Here is a 19,510-nt window from a genome sequence, read left to right as displayed (position 1 = left end):
TGGAATGCATTTCCCTGTGGGAGCGAGCCTGCTCGCGAAGGCCTTCACCTTGTTCCCAGGCCTTGCTCAAATCGCACTAAAGCGCCGCGCCAATCCCTGTTCCGCAAACTGTTCAATCACATAATCGACAAACGCCCGCGTCTTGCCCGGCAACAACTTATGTTCGGCGTAATAAATCGAGATGTTGCCATCATCGACAAACCAGTCCGGCAACACCCGCTGCAACGTACCCGCCTGCAGATACCCCACCGCAAAAGGCATGCTCACCAGTGCAATCCCCAGGCCCTGCGCTGCTGTCGCACACGCGGCTTCGGAATCGCTCATGGTCATCCTGGCCTTGAGCATCAACGGACTGTGCTGCTGATCGCGGTGCGTCAATTGCCATGAACGCACACGCCCGGTTTGCGGTGAGCGAATCAGAATGCCGTCGTGCTGCTTGAGATCGTCCGGATGAGTGATCGCAGGATTGCCGTTCAGATAATCCTGCGAAGCGACCAACACCCGATGCGCTGGCGTCAATCTGCGCGCCACCACACCTTGTGGCAGCTCAAAGCCGCCGCCAATCGCCGCATCAAAGCCCTGCCCGATCAGATCGACCTGACGATTATCGAAATGCCAGTCCGGATTGATCGCCGGGAAGCGCCGCAGAAACTCGCCGAGCAACGGCACTATATAAAGGCGCCCGAACACCGTGCCCATGCTGACTTTCAAGGTGCCGATCGGCTGCCCTTCGGCACTGGCCAGATTGGCCACGGCATTCTGGATCGTGGTCAGACTGGCACTGACTTCACTCAAAAACAGCTGCCCCGCCTCGGTCAGCGTCAGACTGCGGGTGCTGCGCTGAAACAGCCGCACACCCAGCCGCACCTCAAGCTTTGCGACACTTTTGCCAACCGCTGCCGGGGTCAGACTCAAGCGCCGCGCCGCCTCGGCAAAGCTGCCGACCTCAGCACTACGGACAAAGCATTCGATACTGCTGAAGGTTTCCATGGCCGCCACTATAAACTTTTGGTTTACACAGACTATAGCAATCAGGGTCTACACGGTTGTGGATCAGAGGCCGATACTCGGCACCAACAACAAGGCATCCCGCCTTGAATAGTCTGGAGATCGAACATGACCACTCAACACCTCGGCGGCAAAGTCGCTCTGATTCAAGGCGGTTCCCGTGGTATCGGCGCTGCCATCGTCAAACGCCTGGCCGCTGAAGGCGCTGCAGTAGCCTTCACTTACGTCAGCTCCACCGCCAAAGCCGAAGAATTACAGAACAGCATCACCACCAGCGGCGGTAAAGCCCTGGCGATCAAGGCCGACAGCGCCGACGCCGCAGCGATCCGCCACGCGGTCAGCGCCACGGTCGAAGCCTTTGGCCGACTCGACATCCTGGTCAACAACGCTGGTGTGCTGGCTGTCGCTCCGCTGGAAGTTTTCACCCTGGAAGATTTCGACCAGACCCTGGCCATCAACGTGCGCAGCGTATTCATCGCCTCGCAAGAAGCCGCCAAGCACATGGGCGAAGGTTCGCGTATCATCAACATCGGCAGCACCAACGCCGACCGCATGCCCTTCGCCGGTGGCGGTGTGTACGCCATGAGCAAATCGGCGCTGGTCGGTTTGACCAAAGGTCTGGCCCGCGACCTCGGCCCGCGCGGCATCACCATCAACAACGTCCAGCCTGGCCCGGTCGACACCGACATGAACCCGGCGCACGGTGACTTTGCCGAAAGCCTCATTCCGTTGATGGCCGTCGGTCGTTACGGTAAAGCCGAAGAAATCGCCAGTTTCGTCGCCTATCTGGCGGGCCCGGAAGCCGGTTACATCACCGGTGCCAGCCTGACCATCGACGGTGGTTTCGGCGCCTGATTTTCCGAGTCGCCTGAACGAAAAACGCCGCTCCTCTTTTTACAGAGGGGCGGCGTTTTTTTGTCTCAGATGTTTACGCCCATTCCAGTGCCGGCAAACCACAGGCACTTGGCGTGAACGCTTTCAAACTCCGAAGAATCCCGTCAGCGTGTGCGTACTTTTCATCGGCCATGGCGGCATCGGGGATGGCGATGGCCGTCATGCCTGCGGCTTTCGCTGCGGTCACGCCAAACGGCGAATCCTCGAACACCAGGCAGTCCTCAGGTGCAACACCCAGACGGCGGGCAGCGGTCAGGAAGATATCCGGTGCCGGTTTCGCCGCGCCGACTTCCGGATCGTCCGCCGTGACAATGAAGTCGAACAGCGCGAACCAGTCGCGGTGCAGCGTGGTTTTTTGTCCGAACGATTGCCGCGACGAACTGGTGCCGACGGCGATGGGGATGTTGTGCGCCTTGAGGTGGCGAATCAGCTCCTCGGCACCCGGCATCGCTTGCGCCGTGGGAAAACGCTCGCGCATCAATGGTTCGCGGATCACCAGAAACTCTTCGGCGGTGATCGGCAGATCCAGTGCCTGCACCACGTAATTGGCCAGATCGTTGGCTCCACGACCAATGATGTTCTGCTTGACGCTCCAGTCGAAGGTGCGCCCGTAGCGCTGGGCAATCAGCGAAGTGACTTCGGTGTAAATGCCCTCGGTGTCCAGCAGCAAACCGTCCATATCGAAAATCACGGCCTTGATCGGGCCGAACGCCTTCAGCGGTGCATTCATCATCGGATCCGTTAACAAAGACATCCCAGGCGGCAGGTGAACCGCTGCTCGGATCTGATTAAAGGGTTCAGCAGCATAACGAGCGCGACAGACATTGAGCAACGGCCAATGTTTATTGAGCGATGAACTACTCGCAGATATTTAGCGAAATGCCCTACAGGCATCGCCTACTCGCCCGACTTCTTTCCTGTTTGATCCCCCGCAAAGTCCCCGCACCTTTTTGACGTGCGCGAGAGACTGCGAATGCTTCCAACCGATCAGCTGCTGGCCCTGAACAACAGCATCGGCCTGCTCGTTGTGGCTGCTTTGAATCCCGATGAGCCGGACTTCGAACACCTGATCCGCGAGTTCCGCCTGTGCCTGAACAACTACGACGTCTGGGCCGAGCAGTTCTGGACGGGGACTGCACTGGATGTCGAGCAGGTATTCACCGTCGGCAACGACGTGCGCCTCAGCGCGCCGATCAAGTCGCGCCAGCCGCTCAGTTCATCCGTGGCCATGTGCTCGGCCAGCGGGTCGCTGACGCTGGTGCACATGTTCGAGGCCGCGCGGTTTGTGCCGATTGGCAACACCCCGGTAACCCTCGAACCGGTGCTTGCCGATGTCGGCGGCGTGCTGACTTTCGGCGAACCGCTGCATTACACCATCGGCCCCAGCGGCATTCTGCAAGTGACCGACTGCGATCGGGGCCAGCGTTATCGCATCACCTTCTTTCCCGATGTGTCCACGGAACATGTGCAGACGTTGTACGCCTCCTATCAGGGCATCATCGATGGCCTGGAGGGCTGGTTGCGCGGGGAATGGAGTGAATTTCAGCCGCAGTGGAAGGAATTTTCCAGCGCCGGATTTCTTGAGCGTTACGGTCAGTTGCAACAGGCCGACTGGCGTGGATTCGAGAAAGCCCTGAATGGCGTCTGGGATGACATTAAACAGGTATTCGCCCTGCTCGCCGACTTGCAGGCCAACAGTGAAAAGTTGCTGGAATACCTCAGCGAGGCCGAGCTTGAGGCGTTATTGAATGCCTCCAGCGACGCCATTGCCAACGGTCTGTTGATCCTCAGTGACGAGCCGCTGCTGTTCATTCAGCTGGCCGCGTTTACCAGTTGGCTGAAGATGCTGCCGCCGCAGTATCTGGCTGAAGTGGTGGCCGAGGTGCGGGTCGAATTGCTGATCAGCTTCCTGTTGATGGGCGTGTCGGGTGGCATCGGCGTGCCGCTGCGTTTGAGCAGCAAGGTGCTGGCGAAGATCAAGTCGCCGCGCGCGCGGGAGTGGCTGGCGGCCTCGGCGTTGCGCTTGGCCGAACTGACGTCCTCGGCGGATTTGACGCGGCATGCCAGCGTTTTGAAGCCGCTGATGCTCAATGTGCGTGACGTTGAGTTGAAACCGACACCGGCGATACCGCTGAACATTCGTCAGGCCGATTCGCTGGTGTTGACCGTGCCAAACCCGGCGCCTGTTGTGCGGGACAAGCCTGGCGGTTCGAGCAGGATGGAACGGCATGAGCCGCACGACGATTCGCCGGATCAGGCGAAAAACCCCAACGGCGACAGCGCCGATTGTGTGCCGCGCACCTGCACCAACGGTTGTCCGGTGTCGATGGTTACTGGCGAAGAACTGCTGACCCTGAACGATGCGCTGCTCGATGGCGTGTTGCCGTTTGAGTTCACCCGCTTGTATCGCTCCAGCGCCGCCGAAATCGATATTGGGTTGGGGTTTGGCTGGAGTCATTCGCTGGCGCATCGGCTGGCGTTTGAAGGCGACTTTGTGGTCTGGGTCGACCACGAAAACCGCCGTACCCGTTTCCCGCTGCCGAGCGTTGAGCGGCCGGCGATTCACAACAGTTTGTCGCGGGCGGCGATTTTTCTGGGCGAGGAGCCGGAAGAGCTGATCCTCGCGCTGGCCGGGGACACGGCGCGCTTTTATCACTTTCGTGCAGGACGGCTGACGGCGATCAGCGATGTCTATGGCAATCGTCTGACGGTGCAGCGCGATCACTCTGACCGGGTGCAGCGACTGGACAACGGCGCCGGGCGTTCGCTGTTGTTGCGCTATGACCGCGCGCAGTTGGTTGGTGTGGATTACCAGGTGTTTCGCGACGGTGCCTGGGGCACCGAACAGGCGCTGGTCAGTTACCGCTACGACGCCTATCAGCACCTGATCGAAGCGACCAACGCCGTCGGTGACAGCGAGCGCTACGACTACGACGATGCCCACGTGATTCTGCAGCGGCAACTGGCCGGTGGCGCGAGCTTCTTCTGGGAGTGGGAACGGTCGGGGAAAGCCGCGCGCTGCGTGCGTCACTGGGCGTCGTTTTCGCAGATGGACACGCGTTACGTCTGGGCGGACGACGGCAGTGTCGCGGTGCATTACGTCGATGGCACCGAAGAGACGTACGTGCACGATGAGCGTGCGCGACTGGTGCGTAAAGTCTCGGCGGACGGTGGCGAGCAGCTCAAGGCTTATGACGCCTCGGGACGCTTGATTGCCGAGCAGGATGCCTTGGGCGCTGTCACCGAATACCGCTACGACGACGTCGGACGATTGATCGCGCTGATTCCACCGGATGAGGCGCCAACGTCCTACGAGTATCGCAACGGTTTCCTGCACAAACGCTCTCGCGAACAGGCGGTGTGGATCTACCGGCGCAATGCCGAGGGCGATGTCACCGAAGCGGTCGACCCCGACGGCCAGGTTACTCATTACTACTACGACACCCGGGGCCAGTTGCTGTCGATCCGCTACCCGGACAGCAGCCGCCATCGGCTGGTCTGGAATAGCCTCGGCCAGTTGACCGAAGAGACCTTGCCCGACGGTGGCGTGCGGCGCTTTTCCTACGACGCACTGGGGCGACGTACCACAACCGCCGACGAACACGGTGCAGTCACTCGTCAGCATTGGGACGCCGTTGGCCGACTGATTCAGACGACATTTCCTGGCGGCAGCACCCGCGCCTACAGCTACGGCGCCTACGGTCAGGTCACCGCCGAGCGCGATGAACAGGGGCACATCACCCGTTATGAGTATGACGACGATCTGCACCTGGTTTCGCGGCGGATCAACCCCGACGGCACGCGGGTGCAGTACCGCTATGACCATGCGCAACTGCTGCTCACCGAGATTGAAAACGAATCCGGGGAAAAGTACCGGCTGGATTACACCACCACCGGGCTGATTCGTCAGGAAAGCGGTTTTGACGGCCGCCGCACCGCGTACGCCTATGACCTCAACGGGCATCTGCTGGAAAAGACCGAGTTCGGTGATGATGGCTCTTGTTTGCTCACCGCTTATGAGCGCGATGCGGCCGGGCGCCTGCTGGTCAAAACCCTGCCGGACGGGATCAAGGTCAGTTACCAGTACGACCGACTCGGCCGATTGATCAGTGTTGATGACGGCCAGCAACATCCTTTGGCCTTCGAGTACGACCGTCAGGACCGGCTGATCACCGAGCATCAGGGCTGGGGCACCCTGCGTTACCGCTACGACGCCTGCGGCCAGCTCAAGCGCATGCGCCTGCCGGACAACAGCGTGCTCGACTACCGCCACGCCAAGGGCGGCGCGCTGAACGGGATTGACCTCAACGGCACGCCGCTGACTCGTCACGTCTACCAGTTCGGGCGCGAACTGCAGCGCCAGCAAGGTCTGCTGCTCAGCGAATACTCCTACGACGATCAGGGACGATTACTCGCCCACGCCGTAGGCCATCAGCGCGATGCGTTGTACCGCCGCGATTATGCCTACAGTGCCAACGGCAATCTCGCGCACATCGCCGACAGCCGCCACGGCCAGCGCACCTACGGCTACGACGCCCTCGACCGGCTGATCCGCGTACGACACTCGCGCGACGAACTGCCGGAAAGCTTCGCCCACGACCCGGCCGGCAACCTGCTGATGCAGGACCGCCCCGGTCCGAGCCAGATCCAGGGCAATCGCTTGCTGATGCAAGGCGATCGTCATTACGACTACGACGCCTTCGGCAACCTGATCCGCGAACGTCGCGGCCGCGCGCAGACTCTCGTCACCGAATACCGCTACGACAGCCAGCACCGCCTGATCGGCCTGACCCGCCCCGACGGCCAGACCGCCAGTTACCAATACGACGCCTTTGGCCGGCGTATCCGCAAAACCGTCAACGGCGAGACCACCGAGTTCTTCTGGCAAGGCGACCACCTCGTCGCCGAAAGTAGCGAAAGCGAATACCGCAGCTACGTCTACGAACCCGGCACCTTCCGCCCGCTGGCACTGCTCGACGGCAAAGGCCCGAAAAAAGCCTGCCCGTTTTATTACCAGCTCGACCACCTCGGCACCCCGCAGGAGCTCACCGACTACAGCGGCGACATCGTCTGGTCCGCGCAATACGACGCCTACGGCAAAGTCGCCGCACTGACCTTGGCCGGCGAGGACTACCTGAACCAGCCGCTGCGTTTTCAGGGGCAGTATTTCGACGGCGAAAGCGGCCTGCATTACAACCGGCACCGGTACTACGACCCGAGGTTGGGACGGTATTTGACGCCGGATCCGATCAAATTGGCCGGTGGCTTGAATCAGTACCAGTACGTGCCGAATCCGACGGGGTGGGTGGATCCGTTGGGGCTGAACTCCAATTGTCCGCCGCCGAATAAGCCTGGGTGTGAGGTGCCGGGTGGAAGTGATGGGGTTAAGGTTGATGAAGGAGATCCAAACCTACCGGCGATTGCTCACAATATAGATCCGAAAACTTTGAAGAGAATACATACAATAGAGGGAAAGACCTCAACCAAGACAGTCGAGGATTATAAAAATAAAATGCTCAACGGATACGATCCAACAGATCCCATCGATGTCATAGAACATGACGGCAACCTATATATTCTGGACGGACACCATCGCGCAGCAGCTGCACGACAAACTTCGACAAATGTGACAATTAAACTAATAACCGACCTCATAAAGTACGACAAAACTCTAAACAGTATTGAAGATGTAATAGAGTCAGCAAACAACGTAGGTTTAGACAGATTGGAGCATCGGAGAAGAAGATGACTGATCAAAATGAAACTTTGGACATCCTGATAAATGACTTTATCTCCATGGTGGAGTCCAGCACACTGATATTTGAGCGCAAATTTGGCACTCGTGACATTCGAAGGCTTTGGCGCACCAAAGCAATAAAGCGATGCGGGAGAGTCACTCGAGGCGTTAAATATGTATTGCATGGTATTGGCTGCCGCATCAATTTATCGACAGGAAGCGTAGATTTCGACTATGGCCCTAACGGTGAAATCAATGGGTTTGATACTCGGCGCTTATACTACTTTGCCCGTGACAGACCCTCTAAACATAGAAAATTTTGCGATGAAGAAACCATTAAAAAAGAACTCGAAGAATATCTGAAGCTAAAAAAAATCAAAAAAATGTCAGGCATAAGTAACTTGTATGTATTGGCTGACTCAAAAGAAACCGATTAGACATAACCACCAAAAGGGCCTGTTCACTCAGGCCCTTAAAACCAACTCCAAACTCTTAATCCACCCTACTCCCCATCACTGCTCATCCTCTTCATACTCCATATCAGCCTCATCCGAATCATTCAACGGCACCGTCGCATCATCCATCAACGACCCCGGATCCTCATTCCCCGGATCATTGATAAACGGCAGTCCACTCGAACCTTTCTCTTCCTTGCCTTCAGTTTCGGGAGTCATGGCAAACCTCGTCATCTGGTGGAGTGTATGAGGTTCGAAAAGCCCTACAGTCAATCGTTCCGGTGTCTGACGATCAAATGCAAAAAACCCGGCAAAAAGCCGGGTTTCCGCTTAACCCTCCATCAATGATGGCGGTTTTTATGTTTGTTCTTGTGCTTGTGACCGCCACCCGAATGAGATCCGCCATCGTCACCCAGGTTATTACCGACCGCACCACCCGCCGCGCCGCCCAACCCTGCGCCAATGGTCGAACCCGTAGACCCGCCAAGGCTGTTGCCAACGACCGAGCCACCTGCCGCGCCGAGACCACCGCCAATAGCCGCTTCAGTTCGATTGCGTTTATTCGCCCCGACGGCACTGCCGGCCGCGCCACCAACACCCGCACCTACCGCCGCGCCAGTACTGCCACCGAGTTGTCCACCGACCACATTGCCGAGCGCGCCGCCCAAGCCGCCACCCACAGCGGCGGTGCCATCACCAGCGGCCATCGCCCCTTGTGCTACCAGCAAACCGAAAAACAGTGCAGATAATGACAAGCGCATATGAACCTCACAGTTCCCGAAGCGGGACAGTCCGCCCAGACATGGGCCTATGTGAGATTGGAGACGCAAACGGGAAAAACGTTCAGCCATGAAAAAGCCCGACATCGAGCCGGGCTTTTTCTGACAAGGGATTAGTCTCAGTGACGCTTGTGACCTTTGGACAAGTTGCTGCCCACTGCGCCGCCAGCTGCGCCACCCAGGCCTGCACCAATCGTGGCGCCGGTTCTGCCGCCCAGGCTGTTGCCGATCACCGAACCACCGGCTGCGCCAACGCCGCCGCCAATCGCCGCTTTGGTCCGGCTACCCTTGCGCGCCGCCATTGCGCTGCCCGCCGCGCCTGCTACGCCGGCACCAATGGCCGCGCCAGTGCTGCCGCCCATTTTCTGGCCGACGACATTACCCAGTGCGCCACCCAGACCACCGCCCAACGCAGCAGTGCCATCACCGGCAGCCATTGCACCTTGAGCAACCAGAAGCCCCAGAACCAGAGCAGGCAGTGTTAAACGCATGACGAAAACCTCAACAATTGGGATGACAAAAAGGGCCGGGATTTAATGCCGTCGTCGCGCGAAAGTCCAGCCAAAATCACGGATCTCGCGTGCACTCGGCGCCGATTGGACAGCAATTCTGGAAAAGGTTTTGTGGCAGGCAAAAAAAAGCCCGCTGGGGAAACGGGCTGGAGACTTGCTTTCTAACGGATGGCTTCACCCTACTGCGGCAGACGTGAAAAGTTTGTGAAAGTAGACTGATTTTCCGTCATCACCTGTAGGAAAATTCTTCAAACCCACAACCATAAAAAACCCCGCTCAGTAGCAGGGTTATGCAGAGAACGATTATTTCCTGGAACGCGTGGTGACCCTGGGGAGAAATTTCGCCTTGGGTCCCTTGGGTGCCGCGGATTTGATTTTGCCGATCTGCACCGGATCCTCGCCAAAACCTGACTGATACTCGGTCTGGCCGCACCGTACGCAGTTATTGAAGGAAAATTCAGCGCCATCGTCTTCGATATACGGATCAGTCATACCTTCGCCCCGTCGCAACAGATCGACACCGGCAAAAACCCTTTTGCCTGAAAAAATATCGACCTCCATGGCTTTTGAGACTAGCTGGTCATTCCTGGACTTGTGATTCAGATCCCATGATGCCCGACGAATGGCCTGAAAAATTTAAACAGACGATGAACCATTGGTCCCAGATTGCTAAAGAATTCCAAAGCCAGGCCGTTGCCCTTTTTCATACAAATGAATCTCAAGGAGAGAACATGCAAATCAACGGATTCCCCAATATGCCTGTCGTAAAACTCACGGACGAACAGATCGCAGCCGGCAAGGCTGGCGCGGAAAAACTCAAGGAGAAGATCGCTTCCGGTGAAATCACCATCAAGTATCCGGGTCCGGATACACCGGTTCTGCAACCAGGGGTCATTTACCATCCCAGCAAGCCAGTCGAACCCAACCCGCCTTCTGATACACCCCCTCTCGTCGCCGTCGACACACCACTGACCTATGACGAAAGAGGCACCGTGATCCTCAAGCCACAAGGCTGATTGCACCGCAAGATTGAGCCCATTCAACCTCTGAATGGGCTTACACACCCGTCAAACAAACTCAGCGCAACTTCACCGCCGTACCCGTCGCAAACACAACAACCATCCCGCCCTTCCCGCCGGGCATACTGATCTCAAAGTCCACCCCGACCACCGCATCCGCCTGCAGAGCGCGCGCACGCTCCCGTATTTCTTCGGTCGCCTGAATACGCGCCTCCTTCAAAGCCCGCTCCAGCGTCTGCGAGCGGCCGCCAAAAAAGTCGCGCATACCAGCGAACATGTCACGGATCACATTGACGCCCTGCACCGATTCGGCACTGACGATATCCAGGTAGGCCGCGATCTGCCGGCCTTCAATGGCGTGAGTGGTGGAAATGATCATGGAATGTCGTCCCTATATGGATGAATAAATCCGCAATTGTAATCGCTCAAGACGAACGTCAAGCCGTAGCCAATAAAATCCAGACGCCAGAAACCACAAAACCCCTGACTTCTTTCGAAATCAGGGGTTTGTGTTTACTGAATATGGCGGTGAAGGAGAGATTCGAAACTACCCGTTTGCGCTTTTCTGGGCACACCACCCCGGTTTATAAGGGCTGCAGAGGAGCGAGATTTTTAATCTCAGTCCCATGTCAGTCCCATGGGTTTTGCGCACCAGGTTGCAGAACAGGGTCGCGAAAGCCATTTCGACGTTTCATGTTGACCCATGGGAAAAAGGTAATTTTGGTAATGCAGCGTGAGCAGACCTCTGGAAGCCTTGTAAATCGGGGCGTTGAGAGAATTCCTCAAAGGTAATAATTTGGTAAGTATGAGGTTAGAAAATTACCTTTCCTATGAGTAATCCCTGATAGCCCTCAAACCCAGTAAAATGGGGGACTTCAGAAATTATTACCCTAACTCTTACCTAAAATTACCTCTTGAGGTAATTACTGAAGGCCGCGCAACACAAGGGCTGTAGCCCATTTCTATACTTCGCTTACCAATATTACCTTTTTCCCAGCCCACGTTCGAAAAATGGCCAAGGCGACGTCCCTTTTCGACGTTTTTCACACCCTGCAAATTCGCGCTGATAACAAGAAAGTTCTTGGTGACGCTGTGCAATTCAGGCAAACACCGGAAAGCAAAGCAGGCTGGGCCTTACAGCCGTTTTTCAAACGAACGGCGCAGTGCCGAATTCGCAGCTGGTGCGAACAGTTCCGAAAACGAAAACACCTTACGCAGCAGGTTTTCCAGGCCGCAGCCCCTGCCCTTTGGGCGTCTCACTCCTCTGGCCAATTCGTCGACGCTCCGTATCGCTGTGCAACGCCGCTGCATTTTTTTGCAAAACCTTGCATTGCGTGCAATCGCTACAGCATCCACAGCCCCCGCAGCAGGCCTGGGCAGGGCCAGTGGTTGCACTGCTCTGGCCTTTGCACAAAAAAGGGACGCAAAGCCCGTCGGCGGGAGGGGGATAAGTGGTTTTTTGCATGTTTTTTTTTTGCCGTGATAATTTATCACTTTCTTCAAAGCGATCACCTTTGCAAATCCAATATCCAGACTTGAAAACCTTTAAACGGTGACTACCGAATGAAAGCGATAAAAAGCATTAGTGGCGTACTCCCCAACACTACTCGTAATTTCAATATAAATATCGAAGGAAAAAACCTTCTAATCGTAGGGGGGAATGGGTCGGGGAAAACTTCTTTCCTAGAAGGACTATTTGTGGCATTACGCAAACACATCGGACAAGGTAGCATTCTTAATATATCTGCTTACGAAAAAGCCGTTAAAGAGATGGAAGATGCAATCGCCGACCCACGATACAACGCAGACCAAAAACAAAACTTCCAGCAAAATTTAGACAACCAAAGAAACAGCCTGCTAGATATTTTCAATCCATACACTGTCACATACTACGACCCCCGCAATTTAATCGAATTAAAAAAACAAAGACTTGCGCTAATCGGCATGTTTCCAGCCAACAGAAAAGCCCAGATAAATACTGTTATATCTGCGACAGGATCAAAACCAGACATAGATACAATCCAGATCGATCAAAATTTAAGCTCCAACTTTGAACAACATCTCGTAAATCTTCGGGTGCGCTCCGCGCTTAGCGCCCAAATGAAAGAAAAAAGTGAAAGATCCGAACAAATAAACGTTTGGTTTATCGAATTACTTAAGAATCTTAGATACCTATTTGAAGACGACTCTGTAAACTTAAAATTTGACGCCGACAAGCTACGCTTCAAGATTGAGCAAAAAGGCAAACAGACTTACACATTCCAAACGCTTTCATCAGGATATCTGGCGATTTTTGACATATATGCAGATTTACTTATGCGAACGGAATACTTAGATATAACACCTTCCGAATTACAAGGTGTAGTACTGATTGATGAAATCGATGTGCACCTTCACGTATCATTACAACGAAAAATATTCCCATTTCTAACTAACTCTTTCCCGAATATTCAGTTCATTGCCACAACCCATTCCCCATTCGTAGTCACATCTACGGATGACGCGTTGATATATGACTTGAGTACTGGCAGTGAGAGTAACGACTTGTCAATGTTTTCGATTGAAGCGGTCGTTGAAGGGCTACTCGGTGTACCTTCTGTTTCAACGCAACTTTTAGAAACGATACGAGAACTAGCGAATATCACATCAACAAAGAAGTTTGAAATTTCCGAAGCCGAGTCTATTTTAAACAAGCTCGCACCGCATGCCGACTCCCTAGACGCAGAGTCGAGGATGTTTTATGAAATTGCAATAAACAAGGTAATAAAACGAAAAGCAGAAGGAGTGTAGCAATGTTCAATGTCGTTCGCAGCGGACAAACTCCTGCATCGCTTACTGAAAAGACATCATGGACAGAAACAGATGTAATAGAGGCATTAAAGCGCGACTTTGAGGATAAATGTTATATATGTGAAACCAAGGATCCGCTTAGCCTGAACGTAGAGCATTTCGACGCCCACCGAGGTGACGAATTGAAAATGTACGACTGGAACAACTTATTTTACGCATGTGCCAGATGTAACAACATCAAACGACATCTATTCAACAATTTAATAAACTGCACAGATCCTACTGTGGATGCTCTTCGACTCATAAGGCACCACCCTCCACTGACTCCTTTTTCAGCAAGCGTTATCATTGAACCCAGTAACAATGAGCCAAAAACCGTAGAAACAGCCAATCTAATAAGAAAAGTTTTTAACGACGACAACACGGGAAATAAATCTGTAACTGCCACCTATCTTAGAAAAAAAGTGTTCAAACGCTATGCAAAACTTGTCGAACAGATGAACATCTATGAAGACGAGGACAGTCTGCTTAGTGAAAAAAATTATGCACTTGAAAAGATCAAAAATCTCATGAGCCGCCGCCAGGAATATTCAGCGTTTTTAAGATGGGCGGTGTTAGAATCGCCCCCACTTCTGGAACTTGTAAAAGACGCAATTGACTAACCACTACAAAAAAATTAAGCCTATACACAAACAGTGCACCAACTATCTATCCAGCATACTGAGGGGCTTTAAAAATACTTGGCGCACTGTTCCTCAACTCTGATTTATGAGGCAGCCAACGTTAGATAGTGATCAGCTTTAAAGCTGCTGAAAGGTTCAAAGCCTGGGCAGCGTTTGCAGCAAATGCCGTAGCATCTTTCGTATTCGGTGTGGGCCCTGGTGCATGCGTGTGTGCCGCCAACTGTGCATTCATTTGTTGAATTAGATCGAGCATGTCACAGACCACCTTGAATAGGTTTACTGTACCTGAGCCAACCCAATTCTTCGGCGCCTGCATACGCTGACTGACTGCCGCCACGCTCTCGCGCAGTCCTTCAATTCGCTCCTGCATATCTCCCCCCACCGTGGCGTTGTGCTTCTGCCCCACCACCAGGTTCAGATCCCTCCCGGTAGCCTGGTGCAGATCGTCGACCGCCGCCAGGCTCGCGGATCCTCCCGACAGCAGCTTAAGCGCGCCCAGCGCCTCGATTTTCTTGATGCCACCCACTGTTTCGGTCGAATGGTCGTCCACCGTCCTGGTGTGGCTCTGGAAAACCTCGGTATTGCCCAAGGCTTCAACCTCGCGCTCGATCGCCTTGTCCTGGATCTTGCCATCGGTCTGGCGCAGCCAGTTGCCGTCTGCGTCGACACGCTGCTGGCAGGCTTCACTGTGCTGCCACACCTGGTCGCCCTTTGGTACGCGGGGCAGGCTCAACCCGTGGGGCAGGATCTGCGTGATGAAGGGTTTGTGAGGTTTGCCGTAGGCGAAGCTGACCACCACGGTGGTGCCCTCCTCCGGAAAGCCAAACATGCCGGCTTCTTGCCCGCCCATCGGCGCCGGCAGCGGCAGGCCGGTCAGAATCGGCAGATCCGTATCTGGTTCGCCGTCCTCGCGCAGCACCTCGACGTCGACGCTGAAGCGCGGTCGGAAGTCATCGCACAAACTGGACGCTGCAGGCGCGTCCGGTACCGCGACCACGCGGCCAAAGCGCGGCAGGTGATAACCGCCGCTCAGTTCAGGGAATTGGCGCGCTACGCTGCGCTTGATTGCGTCGTCCATTTGATCGCCATTTGGTTGCCGGCAAGGGTCACACTGGTGATCCGCTCGCCCTGATTGATGGTTGCACCTGGTCGAAGCCCTGGAAGGGGCGCGATCATGGCGCTCTGATTGCCCTGGTAGCCGTCGAACAGTTCAACAGGCAATTGCAGGGCAGGACGGACACCGAAAAAACTGTCAGCCCAACTGCCCACAAACACTTCACCATCGCCCTGCTGCTGCCAGATAAAGTCGGGGATGCCGAACACGCCGGGCAAGCTGTCCATGGCCAAATATCCCGACGCCAGGCTGTAGAAAAACGGCGCTTTGACCTTGGTGTAAGCCTTGTCAGGGATCCGGAAGCCGAGCCCGGTCTTGTTGCTGATCTCGGCCAGCACCGCCTGCAGGTCGACGTGCCGCAGGTTCAGCGGCAAGGGATTGGCCAGGATTGAGGACAGCTCACGGCAAGCGACCAGCTGCTGAGTGCTGTTGGCGGCAGTCGACCGCTCGACGTAGCCGATAAAGTGACGCTGCAGCGTGCTGTCGTTGTAGCCAATATCGAGCGTCACCAGCCCCTTCAGGGCCTCGCTGGCTTGCACGGAGAATGTCGCACGCCCGGGACTTTTGATGTCCAGGCGGACTTCATCTGTGATCAGCGGATACACGCGGCCGGCGATCGTCAAAACCTTATGCAACTTCATGTTTTCGGCGCCAGGTAGTCATCCAGTTTTTTCAGGGTTTTTTCGAAACCGCTCAACTCCTGGCCGTTTCCGGCTTCGCTGCCGGCACCGGCAGCACCGCCAGAGCCACCCACTGCTTGACCAGGTGCTGACTGCGAGCTGACGTCATTGGCCGCTCGCCGCTGTTCGACCTTCTCGGGGTTCGATTCCTTTTCCGACAGCGTGAACTGCACCAGCCACGCCGCCAGGGTGTCGTCTTCCCGCGCACTGATACCTTCGGAGAACTGCACCTCACGAATGCCGAACGCGGCGGCGGTGTCGTTGACGATCCGGTACATTTTCAATTGACCTCCGCCGGCGGTGGCTTCCGCCAGACGCATGATCGTGCGCAGCTGCGCCTGGTCGACAAAGGGGATCATCAGCGATACCGCCAAGGTTTTTGGCTTGAAGCCTTTGTGCGCGGTCTGGGTGTTGCTGGTCTGCCCAGACATATCAGCGGCCTCGATCCGCAGGTTGCCGGTGACCTTCATCTTCTTGCCCAGGATCTGTTCGCCGTCGAGAAGTAGCGTCATAGGCCGACCAGCTCCCGAACGAAGCTCAAACCCTGCTGAGAACCGACCAGCAGCACCCCAGCAGACAACACCCACTCATGACCTGGTGCTTCGCCCTCGAGCAGAAGCCGGCGCAATTCGCTGCTGTCGCCGGGACCAACAATCCGTGCGCGCATGCTGGTGTCTGCGTTGCCGCCGGCCAGCAGCGCTTTCAGATCATTCAACTGCTGGTCGCGGCCCAACTGCTGGGCAGCCTTGCGGCTGGCCAATGCCGCCAGTTCACCCATCGGCGAGCTGTCGGCCGCGTAGCTCTCCAGAACGGCGAGCTGGCCGGACATGGATTGTTTGGCGGCTTTCACCAGGGTGCAGCGCTCAAGGGGCAAGGTCTGCCAACGCGGCAACGGCCCGGCGCTGGGAATCACCCACTTTTCCGTTTCGAGGCGCGACAGGTTGCGAGCCCGGCGCTCGGTGCGTACCAGGTCTGGGATCGGCAGCAGCGCATTGAAGCGCGCCAGGGTTTCGGCGAACTGGTCGTAGCGCGTGCCCAGAAACATCAGCGACAGCGCAAATTGGGGCCCGGTTGGGCGCCCGGTATCACCGGCGTCGACCAGTTTGCTGGCCAGCTGCTGCAGCAAGTTCGGCGCCGATAGAAAGCGTTGCTGACCGCGTCCCTGGCCGACACCGCTTTGAAACGGCGTAACCGTCAAACAGGCCGGGACTTCGCCCATTTGTCCGGCGAGCGCGGCGCGACCGGCAGCGATCGCGCTTTCAGCGGCAGCACCGACCGGCCCCGGGTTGGTGCTGGTCATCCCGTCGAGTCCCGCCAATCGTTGCGCGGTACTGGCCAGCTCACCACCGGCAAGATCCTTGGCAGCAGATAGCTCGCCCATCCAGTGCGTGGCCTGCTCCGGCCATTGCATGGTCACAGGCGCCCAAGTCGTCATTGAGGATCTGCCCAGGTTATTGCCTGAAGCGTTGCAAGATCGCCCGCCGCCAGTGCCTCATCCAGCTGCTGCTTCATGCGGTTGGCTTGCTGCAGCATCTTGAGCTTGTAGTCCGTGAAATCGTCGCCGACCTGACGCAGCTGGGCCACGGTGTGCAGGCGAAAGTCTCGCATGCCCTGCTCGTCCCGGCCTACATACGGGCCATCGATCCCGCGCAGGATCATGCCGGTGAGGTTCAGTTGATCGCTGAACTCACTGGTGTATTGATGGGGCTCACCCAAGGCCGACGACCAGAAACCTTTGGTGATCGCGACAGCGCAGGCCTTGTTCACTTCGGCAACTTTCACCTCATACACTCGCCCGATATCAGCCACCCACTCACCGCTCTGCCAATGGTGTGCCGGCGACGGTCGCGGTGTGGCTGTCAGTCCTGCAGGCAGCTCTCCCAGATCGAGATGCTGCTGCTCGGATCCATCGACGGTGCTGTAGACCAAACCGCGCCGATCAACGATCTGCTTCGGCTTGCTTCCCACCAACGCCCAGGCAAAGCCTGTTGGTGGTGCCGACAGCGGCTTGGCCAACTGGATCGCGTTGCTCGGCAGCGAATCGCCAAGACCTGGAATAACTGGAAACTCTACCGGCCCCTGCAAGGCACCGGCGCTGTCGATCAAATAGCTAAACATGGTGACCTCAGATCAGTTTGATTCGGCCGGGATAGGCGATGTTGCGTGGACGGGTTTCCGTGGCAAATGTGCCGCTTGGATAACCGTCAAAAAACGTCTGCGCGGGAATGGTGTCGTTCGCCCATTTGTTCGGCAGGGCGAATGCCCAGGCGGTGTCGAGGATCAGGGCGGTACCGCCGTCGGCGCCGGCCGATGTAGGCAAATAGTGTTGGTGATGCTGCAGTGCAGATCCTTGAGAGCTGCCGGCCACGCGGTTGAGATCCACAGCCCGGCTTTCATCCAGCACACGAAGAAACTCACCGCGGCCCTCAGGACCACGGAAGGTCAACGCACCGGTGCCGCTCGTCCAGCCGCCTTCCTTGCCGATGCGCGCCGCCTCGGTGGTCAACATTCCCGATTGTTGTGCGTGATCCCACAACCACGGCCATTCGGCACGGACCAGCTCTCGACCGTTGAGCGGCCCGTAGCCTCCCGGATTGAACAGCGTTGTGGTCTCGAAAACCGGTCGACCGAGCGGCGTATTGTCGTGCCGCGCGATGGGCCACCAACTGCCGGCGCCGTCACTGCGCAGGTGCCAAAAATCACCCGCGCCCATGAGCACCAGGAACGAATACCCGGCCGCGTTGAGGTGGGTGTGAAACTTGATCTTGTCGATGCCTTGGGCAGCAATCACCAGACGGTTTCCGGCGTTATCTACACGCCGAACAAGAATGTCCATGACGCCCAGGGCGGCATCAGCGACCGGCAACGTCACCGTGCGATTGGATGCGGCCGCATCGATCAGTACCAGCCCCCGGTTGAGTCCGGTCAACGTCGTGTCCGCCGCCAAACTGGTGACCACATTGCGAATCGCGAAGTGCTTCACCAGTGGTCCGCCGATCGGCTCCACCGGCCGGCGATCAGTCACGGTGTTTGAATTCGGCAGATCCGCGATCGCCACGCAGTAATGACGCGATCCAGCGCTGTCGGTGTAATCGGCCTTGTCCACACCAAAGACCACTTTCCAACTGGCCACGACATCATTCAGTTCGCGTTGCAGGGACACATCCAGCCACGCCGTGGTCGGAAACGCCGGCGGCACCACGGCCAATACCGAGGAACGCTCAATCCGGATGCCTTCCAGATAACCGGTGCCGGGTTTGAGTTGATAGGTCGCCCCCACTTTCTCCAACTGCAGCGACGTGCCGAAAAAACATGCACGGCCAAATACATCGCGGTTGCTCATCCGCTCACGCTCATCGATGCCGGCCATGCGCACGGTGAAGTCGTGTTGCCAGGTCTTGGCATCAATGGTGATACCGGTGATTGCCTGGGCTCCATCAAAGGCCACCAGGAAGTTGCGAGTCAGGTTGTTGCCGATCTGCAGCGGCGGGATGTTCCGGCGCTTCTGCTGCAGTGGCACGTAGGCCACCGCGAACAGAATGCCCTCGGCCGACTCCAGACCGATCCAGTTGAAGTCCCAATCACCCACGTCGGACCCGATCTGTGCGCTGTACACCACCTGGTTGGGGTTTACATAGCCGGCGTGATCCCCCGGAATTTCGTGCACATACACAATCTGAGCCGCGGCGGGTTTCGGCGCCGAGCGATTGACCGGAGTGTTCGGGTCAAGCCCTGGGACTTTGGCAAAGATGAACCGACGCACTTCCAGCCCCTGCAGGGCAGCAAGTTTTTGCGCAATCAGGCTCTCGCCGGCGAGGGTAATACTGGCTCCCATTGAC

The 19,510-nt window shown here is 56.6% G+C and carries 19 protein-coding genes; 6 read left to right on the top strand and 13 right to left on the bottom strand.

Annotated features, from left to right (window positions below):
- Positions 1-66: 66 nt before the first annotated feature.
- Positions 67-990: a LysR family transcriptional regulator gene (locus AB4N74_RS03780; RefSeq protein ID WP_093431729.1), complete on the bottom strand. Its 924-nt coding sequence runs from the start codon at positions 988-990 to the stop codon at positions 67-69.
- 126 nt (positions 991-1,116) lie between these two features.
- On the opposite strand from AB4N74_RS03780, the gene AB4N74_RS03775 reads away from it, so the two are divergent.
- Entirely contained in the window at positions 1,117-1,863 is a 747-nt protein-coding gene (locus AB4N74_RS03775; protein ID WP_460098294.1) for a 3-oxoacyl-ACP reductase family protein, read from the top strand.
- Between the two features lie 73 nt (positions 1,864-1,936).
- On the opposite strand, the gene AB4N74_RS03770 is transcribed toward AB4N74_RS03775, so the two are convergent.
- The gene (locus AB4N74_RS03770) at positions 1,937-2,632 is read right to left on the bottom strand and encodes an HAD-IA family hydrolase (protein WP_099758446.1); all 696 of its coding nucleotides are present in this window, start codon (positions 2,630-2,632) and stop codon (positions 1,937-1,939) included.
- Positions 2,633-2,875: 243 nt separating this feature from the next.
- Here AB4N74_RS03770 and AB4N74_RS03765 point away from each other — a divergent pair, with 243 nt between their 5' ends.
- Complete coding sequence (locus AB4N74_RS03765) at positions 2,876-7,651, top strand: RHS repeat-associated core domain-containing protein (protein WP_460098292.1); 4,776 nt, start codon at positions 2,876-2,878, stop codon at positions 7,649-7,651.
- The gene (locus AB4N74_RS03760; protein WP_320337267.1) at positions 7,648-8,076 is read left to right on the top strand and encodes a DUF6896 domain-containing protein; all 429 of its coding nucleotides are present in this window, start codon (positions 7,648-7,650) and stop codon (positions 8,074-8,076) included. Before AB4N74_RS03765 ends, AB4N74_RS03760 begins: the two co-directional genes overlap by 4 nt.
- Positions 8,077-8,151: 75 nt before the next feature.
- Here the strand turns inward: AB4N74_RS03760 and AB4N74_RS03755 are convergent, their stop codons facing one another.
- From AB4N74_RS03755 to AB4N74_RS03740, 4 genes are all read right to left on the bottom strand, one after another.
- Positions 8,152-8,313, bottom strand: coding sequence for a hypothetical protein (locus AB4N74_RS03755; RefSeq protein WP_163019620.1), 162 nt, complete (start codon positions 8,311-8,313; stop codon positions 8,152-8,154).
- Between the two features lie 122 nt (positions 8,314-8,435).
- Positions 8,436-8,855 (bottom strand): YMGG-like glycine zipper-containing protein, encoded by a 420-nt coding sequence (locus AB4N74_RS03750; RefSeq protein ID WP_007914081.1) that lies wholly within the window; start codon positions 8,853-8,855, stop codon positions 8,436-8,438.
- A gap of 137 nt (positions 8,856-8,992) precedes the next feature.
- Positions 8,993-9,364, bottom strand: coding sequence for a glycine zipper domain-containing protein (locus AB4N74_RS03745; protein ID WP_016983669.1), 372 nt, complete (start codon positions 9,362-9,364; stop codon positions 8,993-8,995).
- A 324-nt stretch (positions 9,365-9,688) separates the two neighbouring features.
- Entirely contained in the window at positions 9,689-9,877 is a 189-nt protein-coding gene (locus tag AB4N74_RS03740) for a hypothetical protein (RefSeq protein ID WP_093441821.1), read from the bottom strand.
- Between the two features lie 116 nt (positions 9,878-9,993).
- On the opposite strand from AB4N74_RS03740, the gene AB4N74_RS03735 reads away from it, so the two are divergent.
- The gene (locus tag AB4N74_RS03735; RefSeq protein WP_460098289.1) at positions 9,994-10,401 is read left to right on the top strand and encodes a hypothetical protein; all 408 of its coding nucleotides are present in this window, start codon (positions 9,994-9,996) and stop codon (positions 10,399-10,401) included.
- A gap of 61 nt (positions 10,402-10,462) precedes the next feature.
- Here AB4N74_RS03735 and AB4N74_RS03730 read toward each other — a convergent pair whose 3' ends face one another.
- Complete coding sequence (locus AB4N74_RS03730) at positions 10,463-10,783, bottom strand: YbjQ family protein (protein ID WP_099758444.1); 321 nt, start codon at positions 10,781-10,783, stop codon at positions 10,463-10,465.
- A gap of 1,184 nt (positions 10,784-11,967) precedes the next feature.
- Between AB4N74_RS03730 and AB4N74_RS03725 the strand changes: the two genes are divergently transcribed.
- Together AB4N74_RS03725 and AB4N74_RS03720 are read left to right on the top strand one after the other, a co-directional pair.
- Positions 11,968-13,194 carry an AAA family ATPase gene (locus AB4N74_RS03725; protein WP_460098287.1) on the top strand — a complete coding sequence of 409 codons (1,227 nt, stop codon included), beginning with the start codon at positions 11,968-11,970 and terminating at the stop codon, positions 13,192-13,194.
- 2 nt (positions 13,195-13,196) lie between these two features.
- Complete coding sequence (locus tag AB4N74_RS03720; RefSeq protein ID WP_460098285.1) at positions 13,197-13,856, top strand: hypothetical protein; 660 nt, start codon at positions 13,197-13,199, stop codon at positions 13,854-13,856.
- Between the two features lie 121 nt (positions 13,857-13,977).
- Here the strand turns inward: AB4N74_RS03720 and AB4N74_RS03715 are convergent, their stop codons facing one another.
- Genes AB4N74_RS03715 through AB4N74_RS03690 form a run of 6 tightly spaced genes read right to left on the bottom strand, consistent with a single transcriptional unit; the run spans position 13,978 to position 19,506 of the window.
- Positions 13,978-14,955, bottom strand: a complete 978-nt coding sequence (locus AB4N74_RS03715; RefSeq protein ID WP_460098283.1) for a phage baseplate assembly protein V — start codon at positions 14,953-14,955, stop codon at positions 13,978-13,980.
- Complete coding sequence (locus AB4N74_RS03710; RefSeq protein ID WP_273877992.1) at positions 14,928-15,632, bottom strand: hypothetical protein; 705 nt, start codon at positions 15,630-15,632, stop codon at positions 14,928-14,930. The genes AB4N74_RS03715 and AB4N74_RS03710 overlap by 28 nt, the downstream gene beginning before the upstream one ends.
- Positions 15,629-16,183: a baseplate complex protein gene (locus tag AB4N74_RS03705; protein ID WP_460098280.1), complete on the bottom strand. Its 555-nt coding sequence runs from the start codon at positions 16,181-16,183 to the stop codon at positions 15,629-15,631. Before AB4N74_RS03705 ends, AB4N74_RS03710 begins: the two co-directional genes overlap by 4 nt.
- Positions 16,180-17,106 (bottom strand): hypothetical protein, encoded by a 927-nt coding sequence (locus AB4N74_RS03700; protein ID WP_460098278.1) that lies wholly within the window; start codon positions 17,104-17,106, stop codon positions 16,180-16,182. The genes AB4N74_RS03705 and AB4N74_RS03700 overlap by 4 nt, the downstream gene beginning before the upstream one ends.
- Positions 17,103-17,789, bottom strand: a complete 687-nt coding sequence (locus AB4N74_RS03695; RefSeq protein WP_460098276.1) for a DUF4376 domain-containing protein — start codon at positions 17,787-17,789, stop codon at positions 17,103-17,105. The genes AB4N74_RS03700 and AB4N74_RS03695 overlap by 4 nt, the downstream gene beginning before the upstream one ends.
- A gap of 7 nt (positions 17,790-17,796) precedes the next feature.
- A complete protein-coding gene (locus tag AB4N74_RS03690) occupies positions 17,797-19,506 on the bottom strand; it encodes a phage tail protein (RefSeq protein ID WP_460098275.1) in 1,710 nt (569 codons plus the stop codon).
- Positions 19,507-19,510 lie beyond the last annotated feature (4 nt).

The organism is Pseudomonas sp. H3_C08 (genome assembly GCF_054669455.1).
Note: the sequence above shows the minus strand (reverse complement) of the source record. Positions and strands in the feature narration are given on the sequence as shown.

Excerpts from the sequence above, each read along its gene's own strand:
- AB4N74_RS03780 (WP_093431729.1), bottom strand. The coding sequence starts at position 990 with ATGGAAACCTTCAGCAGTATCGAATGCTTTGTCCGTAGTGCTGAGGTC.
- AB4N74_RS03775 (WP_460098294.1), top strand. The coding sequence starts at position 1,117 with ATGACCACTCAACACCTCGGCGGCAAAGTCGCTCTGATTCAAGGCGGT.
- AB4N74_RS03770 (WP_099758446.1), bottom strand. The coding sequence starts at position 2,632 with ATGAATGCACCGCTGAAGGCGTTCGGCCCGATCAAGGCCGTGATTTTC.
- AB4N74_RS03765 (WP_460098292.1), top strand. The coding sequence starts at position 2,876 with ATGCTTCCAACCGATCAGCTGCTGGCCCTGAACAACAGCATCGGCCTG.
- AB4N74_RS03760 (WP_320337267.1), top strand. The coding sequence starts at position 7,648 with ATGACTGATCAAAATGAAACTTTGGACATCCTGATAAATGACTTTATC.
- AB4N74_RS03755 (WP_163019620.1), bottom strand. The coding sequence starts at position 8,313 with ATGACTCCCGAAACTGAAGGCAAGGAAGAGAAAGGTTCGAGTGGACTG.
- AB4N74_RS03750 (WP_007914081.1), bottom strand. The coding sequence starts at position 8,855 with ATGCGCTTGTCATTATCTGCACTGTTTTTCGGTTTGCTGGTAGCACAA.
- AB4N74_RS03745 (WP_016983669.1), bottom strand. The coding sequence starts at position 9,364 with ATGCGTTTAACACTGCCTGCTCTGGTTCTGGGGCTTCTGGTTGCTCAA.
- AB4N74_RS03740 (WP_093441821.1), bottom strand. The coding sequence starts at position 9,877 with ATGACTGATCCGTATATCGAAGACGATGGCGCTGAATTTTCCTTCAAT.
- AB4N74_RS03735 (WP_460098289.1), top strand. The coding sequence starts at position 9,994 with ATGATGCCCGACGAATGGCCTGAAAAATTTAAACAGACGATGAACCAT.
- AB4N74_RS03730 (WP_099758444.1), bottom strand. The coding sequence starts at position 10,783 with ATGATCATTTCCACCACTCACGCCATTGAAGGCCGGCAGATCGCGGCC.
- AB4N74_RS03725 (WP_460098287.1), top strand. The coding sequence starts at position 11,968 with ATGAAAGCGATAAAAAGCATTAGTGGCGTACTCCCCAACACTACTCGT.
- AB4N74_RS03720 (WP_460098285.1), top strand. The coding sequence starts at position 13,197 with ATGTTCAATGTCGTTCGCAGCGGACAAACTCCTGCATCGCTTACTGAA.
- AB4N74_RS03715 (WP_460098283.1), bottom strand. The coding sequence starts at position 14,955 with ATGGACGACGCAATCAAGCGCAGCGTAGCGCGCCAATTCCCTGAACTG.
- AB4N74_RS03710 (WP_273877992.1), bottom strand. The coding sequence starts at position 15,632 with ATGAAGTTGCATAAGGTTTTGACGATCGCCGGCCGCGTGTATCCGCTG.
- AB4N74_RS03705 (WP_460098280.1), bottom strand. The coding sequence starts at position 16,183 with ATGACGCTACTTCTCGACGGCGAACAGATCCTGGGCAAGAAGATGAAG.
- AB4N74_RS03700 (WP_460098278.1), bottom strand. The coding sequence starts at position 17,106 with ATGACGACTTGGGCGCCTGTGACCATGCAATGGCCGGAGCAGGCCACG.
- AB4N74_RS03695 (WP_460098276.1), bottom strand. The coding sequence starts at position 17,789 with ATGTTTAGCTATTTGATCGACAGCGCCGGTGCCTTGCAGGGGCCGGTA.
- AB4N74_RS03690 (WP_460098275.1), bottom strand. The coding sequence starts at position 19,506 with ATGGGAGCCAGTATTACCCTCGCCGGCGAGAGCCTGATTGCGCAAAAA.